This is a genomic window from Pectobacterium quasiaquaticum (assembly GCF_014946775.2).
GTDB classification, from domain to species: Bacteria; Pseudomonadota; Gammaproteobacteria; order Enterobacterales; family Enterobacteriaceae; genus Pectobacterium; species Pectobacterium aquaticum.
The window spans coordinates 757,332-772,634 of the sequence record NZ_CP065177.1 but is presented as its reverse complement, the minus strand read 5'-3'; the positions used below and the strand labels follow the sequence as shown (position 1 = coordinate 772,634).

Here is a 15,303-nt window from a genome sequence, read left to right as displayed (position 1 = left end):
CAAAAATCGAAAAGTAATTAAAGTAACCGGTTATCAATCAGAAATATTAGGAAAAATACGGCGCCGCTATTGGTAAACCGATACAGGGACTAATAAAAAACTGACGTCATCTTTATCAAAACGTGCTATATCGCGATAAACACGGTATAGGTTCAACCACATCAATAATTAGACGATAGTCTACTTATTCATTTGTCATCTTTTCGGATTCAACACACTAAAAATAAAGAAAACTTCCAGAGCTTATTACCAGCAGTTAATAAACTATGATGTCTAAGGGAATAATTTGTGGACAGGAAAAAGAAAGAATGAATAGGTAAGAAGAAAGGCTGAATGATATCGAAACGTTTCGCTGTTTATTTTAAACAAGCATAGTATATGCAATAAAGTATATAACTCTCTATTTTTCTTAATTTTAACATTGTCGTAGTTAATAAATAATGCCTTTCATTCTTCATTCACGAAAAACTGGCGCGACGCCATCACTTGCTGTTGAAAAAACGGCGTTAAATCAACCACAAAAACGTTATTAATTGCAACAATTTTTCTTTTGTCGTGATTTTCCACTGAGAAATACGCGTTTCTAGCATTCCAGCAAGATAATCTCCGATTACTCGAGATTATGACGCTAAATTCGTCGAAGGCTCAACCGCATCCTGATTTAGGATCAGCAGAGAAAGCACGCGGTTTTCAACGTTCAACTTCGAAAAAGACAGCGTACTTAACTGCTTTTTGGTAAAGCCATCAGACAACAAATCCGAAACCACACGCGTACTCAACATGTTGGAATTCGTCATAAAATCGTGATAAGCAAACTTCACGTTGATAGGGAGTACATCATCAATTGAGACAGGCGTATTCATTTCAGCACGCAATCCAAAATGGGCTTTGAAAGCAGAATTCGCGCAAACAACCTTACATTTTTCGTCAATCACCGCCACCGCACGGCGATCGTTATGAACAGGTTGAGAAAGCATGCCTAAAATCTCATTCCGGCCAAATATCAGACTCATTGTTTCCTCTGCATCATGCTATGTAAAAAGATATCTGACAGCGCGCCATGACGCCACGACGCACTATTGATAAGCAATCAACCTACCGGAATATAAAAGGTTTCCGGACTAATAATGTTCTTCCCCACCCCAGAAAATCACCCAATAAGAATAGGGAATTTCGCTAACCGGAACCATTTACACGTTCTCAGGCTACTGGAGCTAAAACACCTGCCGCTTTACTCAACGTCAGTTGCATTGGGTATATCTATGTTATTTATTTTTGGAAACCGAGTATTTCTGAATCAGACACAAAAAATAACACTTTATTTTTCTTTTTGTCAGCGGCTAGCACACGTCATCTTTATGCTTTTAAGCAGCTCCATATCTGTGCTGTAGAACTCAGGGTAGATTATCAATGTTTACCTCCCCCGTTGATAATCAGATAAATCTATTTCATTAATAGTCTACATATAATTAACAACCGGAACAAAATTTCAACACATCAACCATAGTTTAACGTGCTAACTAGCTGGTCTACGTAGGAATATACTCTCAACAGGATTTTTACTATCGGCTGAATAAGCGGGATCTTTATGCCTTTTGATCGTAAAGGGCGATCAAAAATTTGATAACAATAGATATAATCTATTGAAAACAATGAATTGATCGTTAATGGCATGGTAACAGCTCTGATAATTCTGCTAGCCGTCATATTGTGACGTACATCACTTACTGCATTTTGACTACCACGAAAAAACTGCCTGCTTTCTGAGCCAAAAGGCTATCTTTTAAGTAACGCCCCACTGCTTTTCCAGCATTGCGTGATCAATCGCGCAAAAAAGAAACAAAGATAACAAGCCAACTACAATTAACGATTATTTGACATAAAATTAACATGTTTAAGGAGAAGCGCTATGACACAACATAATAAACACGCTATTCCCGCTTCAATTGCGGAAAATGCACTGATAAATGCCCAGCAATACAAAAATATGTATCAGTTGTCCGTTGACGACCCCGACGCCTTTTGGGGCGAGCAAGGAAAAATCGTCGATTGGATTAAACCCTATAACACGATCAAGAACACGTCATTCGACCCTGGCCACATCAGTATCCGCTGGTTTGAAGACGGTACACTCAATGTGGCAGCAAACTGCTTGGATCGCCATCTGGCCGAGCATGGCGATGAAACCGCCATCATCTGGGAAGGCGATGACGCAACAGAAAGTAAAAAAGTCACCTACCGTGAACTGCATCAGTCCGTGTGCCGCTTCGCCAATGTACTGAAGTCGCAGGGCATTAAGAAAGGTGATGTCGTCGCCATTTATATGCCGATGGTGCCAGAAGCGGCCGTGGCAATGCTGGCCTGCGCCAGAATCGGGGCAATTCACTCGGTGATCTTCGGGGGCTTCTCTCCCGAAGCGATTTCTGGGCGTATCATCGATTCCAGCGCTAAACTGGTCATTACTGCCGATGAAGGCGTACGCGCTGGACGCGTGATTCCGCTGAAGAAGAATATTGATGAAGCGTTAAAAAACCCGAACGTCACCACCATTTCCAGCGTTATCGTTTTCCGTCGTACGGGTAAGATCAATGAATGGCAGGACGGACGCGACCTGTGGTGGCACGATCTGGTTGAAAAAGCAGACGACCATTGCCCGCCAGAAGAGATGAAGGCGGAAGATCCGTTGTTCATCCTTTATACGTCAGGCTCGACCGGTAAGCCCAAAGGCGTGTTGCACACCACTGGCGGCTATCTGGTTTATGCCGCGCTAACCTTCAAGTATGTCTTCGACTACCATCCCGGCGAAATTTACTGGTGTACAGCGGACGTTGGATGGGTCACGGGGCACAGCTACCTGCTTTATGGCCCGCTGGCATGCGGTGCGATTACGCTGATGTTCGAGGGTGTGCCAACTTGGCCGGACGCCAGCCGCATGGCGCAAGTGGTCGATAAGCATAAGGTCAACATCCTCTATACCGCCCCTACTGCGATCCGTGCGCTGATGGCTGAGGGTGATAAAGCGATCGAAGGAACATCACGTGAATCCCTCAGGATCATGGGTTCCGTCGGTGAGCCGATCAACCCAGAAGCTTGGGAGTGGTATTTCAACAAAATCGGCAATAGTAAATGCCCCATCGTCGATACCTGGTGGCAAACGGAAACGGGCGGCTTCATGATCACCCCGCTGCCCGGCGCGATTGAGCCGAAAGCGGGTTCCGCGACGCGCCCTTTCTTCGGTGTACAGCCTGCGCTCGTCGATAACCTCGGCAACCCGCAAGAAGGCACCGCTGAAGGTAATCTGGTCATCGTGGACTCCTGGCCGGGTCAGGCACGAACCCTGTTTGGCGATCACGATCGCTTCGAGCAAACCTATTTCTCCACCTTTAAAGGCATGTACTTCAGCGGTGACGGCGCGCGCCGTGACGACGATGGCTATTACTGGATCACGGGCCGCGTTGATGACGTGCTGAACGTTTCTGGGCATCGTCTAGGGACAGCGGAAATCGAATCAGCGCTCGTTGCACACCCCAAGATTGCCGAAGCAGCCGTGGTCGGCATTCCGCACCATATGAAAGGGCAGGCTATTTACGCCTACATCACGCTGAACCACGGCGAAGAGCCGTCCAGCGAGCTGTATACGGAAGTCCGCAACTGGGTGCGTAAGGAAATCGGTCCGATTGCTACACCGGACATCCTACACTGGACTGACTCTTTACCAAAAACGCGCTCCGGCAAAATCATGCGTCGTATTTTGCGTAAGATCGCTGCCGGTGACACCAGCAATCTGGGGGATACCTCAACGCTGGCCGATCCTGGCGTCGTCGAAAAACTGCTCGAAGAAAAGCAGGCGATGAGTACCGCCTCTCAATAACCTTCTGACCCACCACTCTCTTCATTCCTGTAAGCCATGATGTGGATTGCGGGAATGTGGGTGGCGATAAATCAGATAGTGACGTCGCGGTAGCACCCAACCCTATAGATTACTGGAGACTTACGATGAATGATGCCATTTATCAACGGATTGAAAGTCACCCCTTATTCAGAGAACTGGTCAACAAGCGACAGCGTTTTGCCGCATTTCTTTCACTCATCATGCTGGTGCTTTATGTCGGCTTTATTCTGCTGATCGCCTTTGCGCCTGGCTGGCTGGGAACGCCAATCGCTCCAGGCTCCAGCATTACCCGAGGTATTCCGATTGGTGTGGGATTGATTGCGATTTCTTTCATTCTAACTGGCGTCTATGTGTATCGCGCTAACGGTGAATTTGATCGTCTGACCAAGCAGTTACTGGATGAGGTAAAGCAATGAAAATACGCTTTATGATGCTGTTCGGGCTTTTGGCGCTGCCTGTACTTGCATGGGCGGCAGATGCCCTCACGGGGGATGTCAAGCGCCAGCCGTTGAATATTCAGGCAATCGTGATGTTTCTGCTGTTCGTCGGCGGCACGCTGTATATCACCTACTGGGCGTCGAAGAAAACGCGTTCACGTAGCGATTATTATACGGCTGGCGGCAACATCACCGGCTTCCAGAACGGGTTGGCGATTGCAGGCGACTACATGTCCGCTGCATCCTTTCTCGGTATTTCTGCGCTGGTCTATACCTCTGGCTATGACGGCCTGATTTACTCACTCGGCTTTTTGGTCGGCTGGCCGATTATTCTGTTTCTGATCGCAGAACGGCTACGTAACCTCGGGCGTTACACCTTTGCTGACGTCGCATCCTACCGTTTGCAGCAGCGCCCGATCCGTAGCCTGTCCGCCTGCGGTTCGCTGGTGGTGGTGGCCTTGTACCTCATCGCACAAATGGTGGGAGCAGGGAAACTCATCGAGCTGCTTTTCGGCCTCAATTACCATATAGCGGTGGTGCTGGTTGGGATTTTGATGGTGATGTACGTAATGTTTGGCGGCATGCTCGCCACCACATGGGTACAGATTATTAAAGCCGTGCTGCTGCTATTCGGTGCCACCTTCATGGCTGTGATGGTCATGAAATCCGTGGGCTTCAGCTTTGACACCCTGTTCAAACAGGCGATAGCGGTTCACTCGAAAGGGGCGGCTATCATGAGTCCCGGCGGGCTGGTCTCTGATCCGATATCAGCGTTGTCTCTCGGGTTAGGACTGATGTTCGGTACGGCCGGTCTTCCACACATTCTTATGCGTTTCTTCACCGTCAGCGATGCGAAAGAAGCACGAAAAAGCGTGTTCTATGCCACGGGCTTCATGGGCTATTTCTACTTCCTGACCTTCATCATCGGCTTTGGTGCCATCCTGCTGGTCAGCGCGAATCCTGCATTTAAGGACGCAACGGGTGCGCTTATCGGTGGAAATAACATGGCGGCCGTGCATCTGGCCGATGCGGTCGGCGGTAACTTCTTCCTCGGCTTTATCTCCGCCGTGGCCTTTGCCACCATTTTGGCCGTCGTCGCGGGTCTGACGCTGGCGGGTGCCTCTGCCGTGTCCCACGATCTCTACTCTAACGTGATCAAGAAAGGGAAAGCGACAGAGCGTGAGGAGTTGAAAGTCTCAAAAATCACCGTGTTGGTGCTGGGTGTAGTGGCGATTTCGCTCGGTATCCTGTTTGAGAAACAGAACATCGCCTTCATGGTCGGCTTAGCATTCTCCATCGCTGCGAGCTGTAACTTCCCGATTATTATCATCTCGATGTACTGGTCGAAGCTGACCACGCGTGGTGCCATGATTGGTGGCTGGGCGGGGCTATTGACCGCGGTTATTTTGATGATATTAGGGCCGACTATCTGGGTGAAGATCCTCGGTCACGCTACGCCTATTTACCCTTACGACTATCCAGCGCTGTTCTCCATGCTGGTCGCGTTTATCGGTATCTGGTTCTTCTCCATCACCGATCGTTCCGAAGCCGGACAGCAGGAACGCGCACGCTTCCATGCACAGTTTGTCCGCTCACAAACGGGCGTCGGCGCATCAAAAAGCAGTTCCCACTAATCTTCCTCTCTCATCCTCCCCTTCACAGGGGAGGATTTAACTCTTTGATGTTTCTGGTTCACTCTCCCCTACCAAGATTTTTATACATAGACTCCACGACTGATAAGGGATTATGCCGTTATCCGGCATACAAAATTATGCAGCGGTATTCATGAACGCCGAGTGAGCGACAGGACGTCGCGAAAGTCAGTGTCGCGTAGGGAACGCGTCACTGACGGCTCGATTAGCGGTCATGAACACCGATGGAACCGCGCAGCGGCATAATTTAGCCGGAAGCCAGGGTTCGCAGGGCGGCGGCGATTGAGCGCCATGCGTCGGGCGCATATACGATTTAACATATGAATGATCACGGTATGGCGCACGAAACCGTCTCTTAGGCGACATAAAATACAACCAATAATAGGCTGCCACGGTGAAGGAAAAATCTAGTCATATCCCAAATATAGAGGCTTGTAAGAGGTCTGAAACCCACTAAAGAAGCGTTAACTTCTTTCATATTCGAACACGGGATATGCTGGAATTAGCGCACGACATCGGGCTATTATTTGAACACTGGAATCTGTCTTTGCCACTGCGGCACGCGTTATTACTGTACGTCGCGACAGTGGGCAACACGTCTGACATAGACAGGTTCATTGATTCAGTGGCTGAGCCCCTGTCAACGCATAAGGAGGACACAATGACCATTGCACAACAATTACACCAAAGGGGATTTGAGCAGGGGATTAAAGAAGGGATGAAATCTAGCGCATTGAACATCGCCCGTCAGTTGTTGCAAAACAAGATGGAGCAGGAGCTAGTTCAGCGCGTTACCCAACTGTCCGATGAAGAGATGACGCAACTGCTCCGCAGCGAGCAGAAATAGTTTTTTATCGTGGGCTATCCCTGCCCACGCCCCTTCGGGCCAACGCTGCGCGTTGTTGAAAATCGCTCCTGCGCTTTTTTATCGTGGGCTATCCCTGCCCACGCCCCTTCGGGCCAACGCTGCGCGTTGTTGAAAATCGCTCCTGCGCTTTTTTATCGTGGGCTATCCCTGCCCACGGTTCTGCGGAACCCAGCGCTTCACCTTGTTAAAACGGGGTTTATTCCTCGCTTAAGGTCACCACGTCATACATCACGCTGCCGCCTTTTAATTGTAGCGTGATCGTGTTGTTGCCGTTTTTCAAAAAGCGAGATGACACAGGGATGCGGGCAATGTGATAACGACCACTCTGTAGCGCACCGCGATAAATGGTTTTGTCATTTGCGTAAGTCAGCGTTTCCAACGTGGTACCGTTCACCGCTACCGCCAGCTGTGGCATGGTCGGCTCACTCATGCCACTGTTGCTCGCGGCCGCCAACGCAATGTTCAGAAAATAGGCTTTCTTCTCCGGTTGCAGGGCAAAACGGATATCCCATTTTCCCGATTTGGTCTGTGCGTAATACCAGTCACGCTGATAGTCGCTGCGGCCAATATCGAACGTCAGGTTTGCCGGAACCTCATGCTGCCAGCGGGTGTTGCGTGCCTCATTGCCAAAGCGGAATTCGCTCGCCTGCCGATTGGCCTGTCCAATAGCCCACACAACCGGCTCGGCTTTAGGCAGGGCAATCACAGGCAGCACTTGCTTATCACCGGAAACGGACAGCGTTTGTTCTGCCAATATTCCCGGCTGTGTACCGCTATTGGCGTATACCGCCAGATGGTAATTGCCCGGACGGACATGGGGAATCGCAAAATTCCCCTGAGCATCGGTGATTGCCTGGTACGAATAGCCGCGAGTTTGCACATCAAACGGTTCATCCAGCGATGACGAAAGCACGACGGTCACCGGATGCTGACTGGCAACGCGTCCACTTACCTGCGTGCGCTCGCGCGCATAGCGGGAATCGTCAACCCATTGGTACGGCCAACTGACGGCTTCCGTCAGCGCCTGACGCTGAGCATCCGCCAGCATGTGTCCGGTATCGCCCTGATTGATATACAGCAGCCACGGACCGTAGAATTTTTTCCAGCTCGGTGGAGCGACCATATCCGGCGTGCCGAAATGTGAACCCGTCATGTAGTTCAGGATGATCGCATCCTGATGCACCAACAACTCCTGCTTGAGCGCATCGCCGGAGAAATACTCCCGATTACCGTGAATCAGCCACGCGCCCACGCCGTTACCGAAAACGCCCCAGAAAGGCGCAGCACGCATGTAACCGGCAAAATCATATTTGGAATAAATGCTGCCATCTGGCAATCGCCAGGTTTCATCCTGCACCTTCGGCGACGCTTCAAGCTGGCTGTAGAGCAGCGGTTTACCCTGACGATCGCCATTGTAGAGATGATCTAACTGGGCGGGATCGAAGCGATAGACGTTACGTAGTTCACTGACTTTAACGTCCTGAGTTCCGCTATTTTCAGCAACGACATAGCTATAAAGCCCGCTAACACCGCGACGCATAATCAGGTGATATTCAAGCCGTAACAGCCCGTCGCGATCGTCGATATAGGCGACATGCGCCATCTCACGATCGTTGCGCAGCACCTCTACCCGCTCGGGGACAAAATCTTTGACGCCTTTAGCATGAGCATCGTTAATATAGTAATCGAGGTAAGCGCTACGCGTTTTGCTTGGGTCACGCGCCGCGCCGGACAGATTGGTGACGATATTTTTGCCTCCCGTCACCATACTCACCGCGCTGCCATCCTCCCCGAATGCAATCTTCAGCAAGCCGTTATCCAACACGGTATTCAAACCAGAAACGGATAACGACACCGCATTATCCTGCGCGCTATAGCTATAGGGTGCCAGCATGGCCCCCACCAACAACAAGACAGATCGCTTCACAGTCAGCCCTCTTGTGTTCAATTGGTTAGACAGAATTTTTATCGCATCCGTTCAGGCCACTGCCGCTTCAATATCGAGATACACGGGGCTACCACGGTGCGAGGTATCCCTGCGGGAACCTCATCACCGTGTTTCCCCTAATATCCAACATTGGGTGTCACCTGAGATATCAAAAAAATGCCAGCTATTTGAAATATATACCCTAAATAATTCGAGTTTCAGGAAGGCGGCAAGCGAAGGCATCCCGATGAGCTTACTCAGGTAAGTGATTCGGGTGACTGAACGCAGCCAACGCACATGCAACTTGAAGTATGACGGGTATAGCCGTGATGGGAACAACATAGTCTAGGGGATAAGCGCCCTCCTTCACGCTACTGCCAGCACAAACAAGAATCTGGCAATAGCGGGAAGAAAGTCAGGATCGACATCGCAGAAATCAAAACTGATCAGAATGACAGCTCGCGAATCAGTACGGCGGACACCACTTTCCAGCCGCGAATCAACAGGCTTTGCGCCTCACCGTCCATCACCACCGTGCCGCGCAGCACCTGCGGCTGAGCACGATAATCGTCGGGCAGACTGAGCAGCACGCGATAAACGGCCTGCTCAGGATGCAGCTTGCGCTGTGAATCGCTCAGCGTGGCAATATCGCCGCCATAAATCGATGCCAGTTCCGGTGCGGCGTTCAGATCGCGGGTTGCCGTGCTGGCAATCTCCACAATGGTGAGCGGCAGCGACGAACGGCTCACATCCTGTAAATAAAACATCCCCTTTGCACCCGTGCGAAGCCGCTGCCAGTCTTTTTCCGATACAAATGCTTCTACCAGCCCGCCGGTTGGCTTGGTGACAACAGCAAGCCATTCGCCCTGCCCCAGCCACTCGCCGGTTTCCAGCGGCGTTGTCATGTCTGCCACCACGCCGTCTATCGGCGCACGCACCGTCAGTTGCTCAGACTGACGCTGTAAGACCTGTAACTTTTGCAGCGCGGCTTCGTGCTCCTGCTTTACCCGCTGGTGATCGCCAGCCGCTTCCTTGTTGAATACCTGAAAGGTGCTTTGCCAGTTCAGCGTGGCGATTTGTCGTTCTAGCTGTTGCCGTTCATGCGTCAGCGCGTCAGACGACAGCGTAAACAGCGTTTGTCCTGCTTGCACGGGCTGGCCGACCTTCACGTCAATGCGCTGAATCATCGCGGGCACAGGCATATACAGGCTGCTTTGCTGTTCCGCCCGCAGCAGCGCTGGAGCGTACACGCCGCGCTGCCAGGGAATCATCAGCAAGAGCAGCACCACAGCGCTCACGGTCAGCGTTGTCGTCATATTACGGTTCATACGGTAATCCTTACGGCGTTTACTCCATTCGCGCACTTCATTTACCACGGGCATCACCACGAAGTAGCCGATTTCAATCGCGAAAAGCAGCATCCCCAGCAGTTTGAACGTCATGTGGTAAACCAGAATCGCGATACCGGTAAACAGGAAGAAACGGTATATCCACACCGCGAAGGCATAGCCCACCAGCGTGCGTTGCAGCCAGCGTGGAAAGTGCTCCGGTGGCGCATCCCCTAAGCCGAACAGCCATTCCCTCATCTGCCAGCGGCCGATCGCGAAGCCCCGATTTTGCAGATTCGGCATCTGCAATCCATCGGACAGCAGGAAATAGCCGTCGAAGCGCATCAGCGGGCTGAGGTTAATCGCCAGCGTCATGATCCAGGTTGTCGTCGCCAGCATAAACGCGGCGCTGCGCAGCATGCCGTCCGGCAAGAAGCTCCATGCCAGCGTCGCCCACGCCGCCAGCACCAGCTCGGTCATCATGCCCGCCGCGCCAATCGCCATCCGCTCCCGATGGCGGGTGAGCTTCCACGAACCGGACGTATCGGTGTACAGCACCGGCATCATCACCAGAAACGCGACGCCCATCGTGGCAACACGCGCACCAAAGCGCTTGCAGGTGTAAGCGTGGCCGAACTCATGCAGAATCTTGGTAAAAAACAGCGTCAACCCCGCCAGCGCTGCGCCTTCCAGCGTGAAGAAATGCAGAAACGTATGCTTGAACGTTTCCCACTGGCGTCCGGCGAGGAAGAGCCCCAGCACGGCCACCAGCAGCGTCAGTTTGAGGAAAGTCCGGCTGAAAAACGGTTCGACCCACGGCAGCGTTGCGCCCAGAAAGCGATCGGGGTGCCATAAGGGGATGCGAAAAAACAGGTAGTTCTTCAGTAGCTTGCGCCAAATCGAAACGCGTGACTGTTCCACCTGACGAGAAAACTGCGCCAGCGCCTCATCGCCGGAAACGCGCGTCAGGCTGTTAGCCTGCAAGAAGCGATTGAAGTACTGCACATCGCTGTCATCAAGCATCAGCGTAGAAGTCTGGTTAACCTCGGCAACAATTTGCGCGGCGTTCCCCATCGACCAGCGCGATAACATCGCCATTTCCGCCCAGCCGATACGAAAGTAGAGGCCACGTAGCGGATCTTCCAGCGTCCAACTGGGCGATCCGTCACGGTTAGCCGGCCCAGCGTGCAGGATCAGTTCATCGCGCAGCGGGCTAAGCCCAGCGGCTGACGTCGCGCCTCCGGCCATCGTTAGACGCCCAGCCAGACGCGCAGGGATGCCAGCGGTTTACGCAGCAGGTAAACAAACAGCACCGTGCGTTTCCCGTACAGCTTAGCGGTCCCCTTCAGGCCCACGCGCAGCTGCGGGTCATCCTGCGTAAAGCGCGCCCGTAGCCGATAGGCCATCACATTATCCGGCGTCGGTGCGGCGCGATAGCCAATTTGTTCAAGCCGCGCGTCCTGTGCCGAATTCGGTGCAACATTGAGGAACAGGCGCACGTCCGCACCATTTTCCAGCGCAATCGCATCCGCCGCAGGCAGTTGGATCTCCAGCTCAACATCATGCGGATCGGCGATCATCATGATGCGTTCTCCCACAGCCACCGAGCGCCCAATCCAGTCGCTGCTATCGTCAAAAATCGCCACGCCGTCACGCGGGGAAGCGAGCTGCATGCGCTCCTGCTGACGTTGCAGAAAATCCATCTCGCTCTGCGCCTGCTCGCGGCGGCTTTGCAGCACGGCCAGGCTGGCTTTGCTGTTAGCATCGAACAGCGCCTGCTGCTGTGCCTGACGATACTGAGCATCGGCGGTAGCAAAAGCCTGTCGGGCCGATTCCAGGCGGTTTTCCAGTTCGCGCACATCCAGTCGCACCAGCGGCTGATTAGCGCTGACAGTCTGATTAGGGCGAACCAGAATGTCATCCACCACGCCCGCCACGGGCGCACGCACCATCACCGGACGATGCGCGACGATCTCTGCCGGCGCCAGCACCGACTGGCGAACGGGAACCAACAAGATCAGCACCAGCGCTACGATCGCAGCAACGATCAAACGGCGTCTGGCAGGCGGCGTTTTCGACGGGCGGCGGCGCACCTTGCACAGACTCGACCAGGCGTGCGCATAGGCATCTGCCAATTTCTCCAGCAGCACGATCTCGGCAGGCAGCCACGCGCTATCCCGCGCTAGTACCAGCACCAGCGGCGTATCGCCCTGCGGTAAACGCAGCGGCAGCCAAAGTAAAAATTCCGGCAGATGTTCCTGCCACAAAATTTGGTCATCGGCAGGCAGCTCGCGGCATTGCAGCACCTGCGTTTGACGCCCTTCTTCCTGCCACTGGCGGCACAGGTGGCTAAATTCGGTACAAAACGGCGCGTTGTGATCGAGCGAGGCCAGCCCGGAAGCCGCCTGCAAGCGCTGTTTATCGCAGTCCCACAGCAGCGCCTGCCGATACTTCACTAAATTATGCGTCTCGTTGACGATGAAAAACGCCAGCTCATCCAGCGTTTCACGCGCTCTGGCACGGCTTTGCAGTTGCAACAGCTCGGCCAGCAGCGCCAGCCGGGTATCCTGTTCGGTTTGCGCTGCTGTCGTGGTGTTTCGATCGGTCATGGCGACACGCTACCGACATCAGGCGGTACGATTTGCGCCACGCCGCTCATGCCCGGCAGCAATCCAGCGGTAGACTGGGTAATGCGACCAAAGACTTTTACCGACTGACTAACCGGATCGATCGCCGACGAGAGTCGGCTGATTTCTGCCGGATAGCTCAGGCCGGTTTCATCCAGCACGACCTGAAAGGCACTGCCCTGCCTTAACCACACCAGCCAACGCGACGGCACGATCATTTCCAGTTCGAACGCGCTGTCATCATAAATCGCTAACAGCTCTTTGCCTTCCGGCACGGATTCCCAACGCTTCACCTTGGTTTCCGTGACGCGACCGGAGAATGGCGCTTTAATCACACAGCGTTGCAGCATGGCGCGATTAACACCGCTTTCGGCCTGCGCCATCGACACCGACGATCGCGCCTGATCGACATCCGACAGACTGATCGAATTGAGCTTATCCAGCCGATCGGCAATCGCCAGCTTCTTACGCGCGGCATTCTCTGCGGCGTTTGAATAATTCAGCTTCTCGCGCAGCACGGTGCAGTCAAACGTCACCAGCGTATCGCCCTGCTTGAAGTGTTCGCCCTCTTTCACCGCAATATCCGTCACCTTCCCGGCAATTTCGCTGGATAACACGGTATAGCGCTGCGCGCTAAGCTGTACGCGAATGTCTCCCGTTGTCGCAGCCTGTCCCAACAGGGGCAGACCTAACGCACTGACCAGCAATAGCGGACGCATCATGCCAAAAGCCATTAACGCGAACCTCCCGCCTGTAAGGATTGCAGGTTATCCCACATATCCGTGTTCACCACGCGATAAGGCTTACCCGCGCTAGCCGATGATGTCGCAGCAGACGATGCCGTCGTCGACGAGGCAATTGGCTTCGAGACTGGTGCAGCGGATGGTGTAGATGCGGTTTTAGCCGACGCCGTCATGGTGGCAGGCGTAGCCGGTGTTGCCAGAGACAGACGCGGCACCGCAACGCCACCTTTTTCAAGGTTACCCGTGGTGCGGGCAATCGAGCTGCTCAGCGCCGTCAGACTGACATCGCTAACGTTATCCGGCAGCATATCCAGCCCGGCAGCCTGATACATCGCGCCCAGCGCGTTCTGCACATCAGCAAAGCTACGGTCACGCGCGCGGGTGGTCAAAATCGTTTCCGTGCTGACGCGCACCTGTTCCATCTGCGTTTCGGCACGGTGCTGTACGCTGAGAGTGGTCTGGTTGAGGATACCGCGCTGAATTCGCGCCAGTTCCTGATAGCGACCAAACATCTGCGTACTCTGCTGATATTCCTGCCAGGCGACGTTCACCTGTGTCAGCACCGCCATGCGCAGCGCCTGACGACGAACTTCCGCCAGATCTTCATTCGCCTGTCCGGCACGTTTCACCGACGACCATGACAGCACGTTCAGCAGGTTGCCGCTGACCTGAACGCCCGCGTTCGCCCACTGGTGATTGACCAGATAGCTGTTGCTGTCGCCGTTGATACCGGCAAACAACGACACACCCGGCAGCAGACGCAGTAGTGATTTACGGGTTTCCAGTACGCTATTGCGTGCCAGATAGCTCTCTTCGCGCACTTCCGGACGCTTAACCATCGAGAAGTTTTCCAGGTCGTCGAGCGAGTAGGCCATCTTCGGTGCGACCAGACTGCTTTCGCTCGGCACGACGACATCGTATTTGCTCGACGGCGGCAGGTTCATCAGCGCGGCCAGACGGGATTTCGCCACCACCAGATCGCTGTCGACAATCTCTAACTGGCGCACCATCTCCAGCATGTTTTTCTGGAAACGCAGCGCCTCAACCGGTGCCAGCAGACGCTGCTGTTCGGTCTGACGCGCATATTCCAGCGCCTGACGCGCCTGCGTCAGCGCAGTGGTCACTTCCGGCTGCAAGCGCTGTGCCGTTGCGGCTTCCCAATAGGCCGTCCGCACCTGACGGGTAATATCCGCGACCACGCGACGACGGCGCTCTTCCGCCGCCAGCGATTTGTTCGCCTGTACTTTGGCGTTGAAATAGCTGATACCGAAATCCAGCACGTTCCAGCTCATCGTCAGATCGGCGGTACGCTGGGTCTGATCCTGACTGGTGGACGCTTCCAGCGACTGCCGACCCGTGGTCACCGACTGGCTGCTAGAGCCCGCCACATTATCGCGGGTTTGTAACCCAGCGCGCGCGGTCAGTTTCGGTAACAGCATGTCCAGATTCTGTACGCCCAACAGGTCATCTTCCATCGCCTGTTCCAGCAACGCGACCCGCTGTTGCAGGTTATATTTCAGCGCACGAGCAATCGCTTCATCCAGCGTGATCGTGCCGCGCACCGGTTCCTGATTAGCGAACATCTGTGTTCTGTCGCTCAGCGCCTGTGCAACCTGCTGTTCGATCGTAACCGGCTCAGGTTTGACGGCACAGCCAGCCAGCCCCAGACAGGCAAGGGCTACCGCGATCCGTAACGCCCGGGAACCCGCGGTGCGTGGTGTAGCCTCGTGTTGAACGTGCTGCTGACTGTCGTGTTGCTGGCTATCCCAGAAATGCGCTATGTGCTGATTCACCCGGGTTCTCCCCATCTTCTATTTGTCTGTTCCCTT

Annotated in this window: 9 protein-coding genes and 1 pseudogene; 4 read left to right on the top strand and 6 right to left on the bottom strand. The window is 53.5% G+C overall.

Annotated elements, in window-relative coordinates; genetic code table 11:
• Positions 1-620: 620 nt before the first annotated feature.
• Positions 621-1,013, bottom strand: a complete 393-nt coding sequence (locus IG609_RS03540) for a hypothetical protein (protein ID WP_040031067.1) — start codon at positions 1,011-1,013, stop codon at positions 621-623.
• An 896-nt stretch (positions 1,014-1,909) separates the two neighbouring features.
• Here IG609_RS03540 and acs point away from each other — a divergent pair.
• The 4 genes and pseudogenes from acs to IG609_RS20500 form a co-directional block, all read left to right on the top strand.
• Complete coding sequence (acs, locus tag IG609_RS03535) at positions 1,910-3,871, top strand: acetate--CoA ligase (protein ID WP_193397351.1); 1,962 nt, start codon at positions 1,910-1,912, stop codon at positions 3,869-3,871.
• Between the two features lie 125 nt (positions 3,872-3,996).
• Positions 3,997-4,308, top strand: a complete 312-nt coding sequence (locus IG609_RS03530; RefSeq protein ID WP_095993717.1) for a DUF485 domain-containing protein — start codon at positions 3,997-3,999, stop codon at positions 4,306-4,308.
• Positions 4,305-5,963, top strand: coding sequence for a cation/acetate symporter ActP (gene actP / locus IG609_RS03525; protein WP_193397352.1), 1,659 nt, complete (start codon positions 4,305-4,307; stop codon positions 5,961-5,963). The genes IG609_RS03530 and actP overlap by 4 nt, the downstream gene beginning before the upstream one ends.
• Before the next feature lie 493 nt (positions 5,964-6,456).
• Positions 6,457-6,828: pseudogene (locus IG609_RS20500) on the top strand (RpnC/YadD family protein); the annotation flags it as partial.
• Positions 6,829-7,045: 217 nt separating this feature from the next.
• Here IG609_RS20500 and IG609_RS03515 read toward each other — a convergent pair.
• The 5 genes from IG609_RS03515 to IG609_RS03495 all read right to left on the bottom strand — a co-directional run bounded on the left by IG609_RS03515 (position 7,046) and on the right by IG609_RS03495 (position 15,267).
• Positions 7,046-8,776: a polysaccharide lyase family protein gene (locus tag IG609_RS03515; protein ID WP_193397354.1), complete on the bottom strand. Its 1,731-nt coding sequence runs from the start codon at positions 8,774-8,776 to the stop codon at positions 7,046-7,048.
• A 446-nt stretch (positions 8,777-9,222) separates the two neighbouring features.
• The gene (locus IG609_RS03510) at positions 9,223-11,352 is read right to left on the bottom strand and encodes an HlyD family efflux transporter periplasmic adaptor subunit (RefSeq protein WP_193397355.1); all 2,130 of its coding nucleotides are present in this window, start codon (positions 11,350-11,352) and stop codon (positions 9,223-9,225) included.
• Positions 11,353-11,354: 2 nt separating this feature from the next.
• Positions 11,355-12,713: an efflux RND transporter periplasmic adaptor subunit gene (locus tag IG609_RS03505; RefSeq protein ID WP_193397356.1), complete on the bottom strand. Its 1,359-nt coding sequence runs from the start codon at positions 12,711-12,713 to the stop codon at positions 11,355-11,357.
• Complete coding sequence (locus tag IG609_RS03500) at positions 12,710-13,465, bottom strand: efflux RND transporter periplasmic adaptor subunit (RefSeq protein ID WP_193397357.1); 756 nt, start codon at positions 13,463-13,465, stop codon at positions 12,710-12,712. Before IG609_RS03500 ends, IG609_RS03505 begins: the two co-directional genes overlap by 4 nt.
• The gene (locus IG609_RS03495; RefSeq protein ID WP_193397358.1) at positions 13,465-15,267 is read right to left on the bottom strand and encodes a TolC family protein; all 1,803 of its coding nucleotides are present in this window, start codon (positions 15,265-15,267) and stop codon (positions 13,465-13,467) included. Before IG609_RS03495 ends, IG609_RS03500 begins: the two co-directional genes overlap by 1 nt.
• Positions 15,268-15,303 lie beyond the last annotated feature (36 nt).

What these genes read in the sequence shown, in the direction of transcription:
- IG609_RS03540 (WP_040031067.1), bottom strand. Translation starts at nt 1,013, where the DNA reads ATGAGTCTGATATTTGGCCGGAATGAGATTTTAGGCATGCTTTCTCAA.
- IG609_RS03505 (WP_193397356.1), bottom strand. Translation starts at nt 12,713, where the DNA reads ATGACCGATCGAAACACCACGACAGCAGCGCAAACCGAACAGGATACC.
- IG609_RS03510 (WP_193397355.1), bottom strand. Translation starts at nt 11,352, where the DNA reads ATGGCCGGAGGCGCGACGTCAGCCGCTGGGCTTAGCCCGCTGCGCGAT.
- actP (WP_193397352.1), top strand. Translation starts at nt 4,305, where the DNA reads ATGAAAATACGCTTTATGATGCTGTTCGGGCTTTTGGCGCTGCCTGTA.
- IG609_RS03500 (WP_193397357.1), bottom strand. Translation starts at nt 13,465, where the DNA reads ATGGCTTTTGGCATGATGCGTCCGCTATTGCTGGTCAGTGCGTTAGGT.
- IG609_RS03530 (WP_095993717.1), top strand. Translation starts at nt 3,997, where the DNA reads ATGAATGATGCCATTTATCAACGGATTGAAAGTCACCCCTTATTCAGA.
- acs (WP_193397351.1), top strand. Translation starts at nt 1,910, where the DNA reads ATGACACAACATAATAAACACGCTATTCCCGCTTCAATTGCGGAAAAT.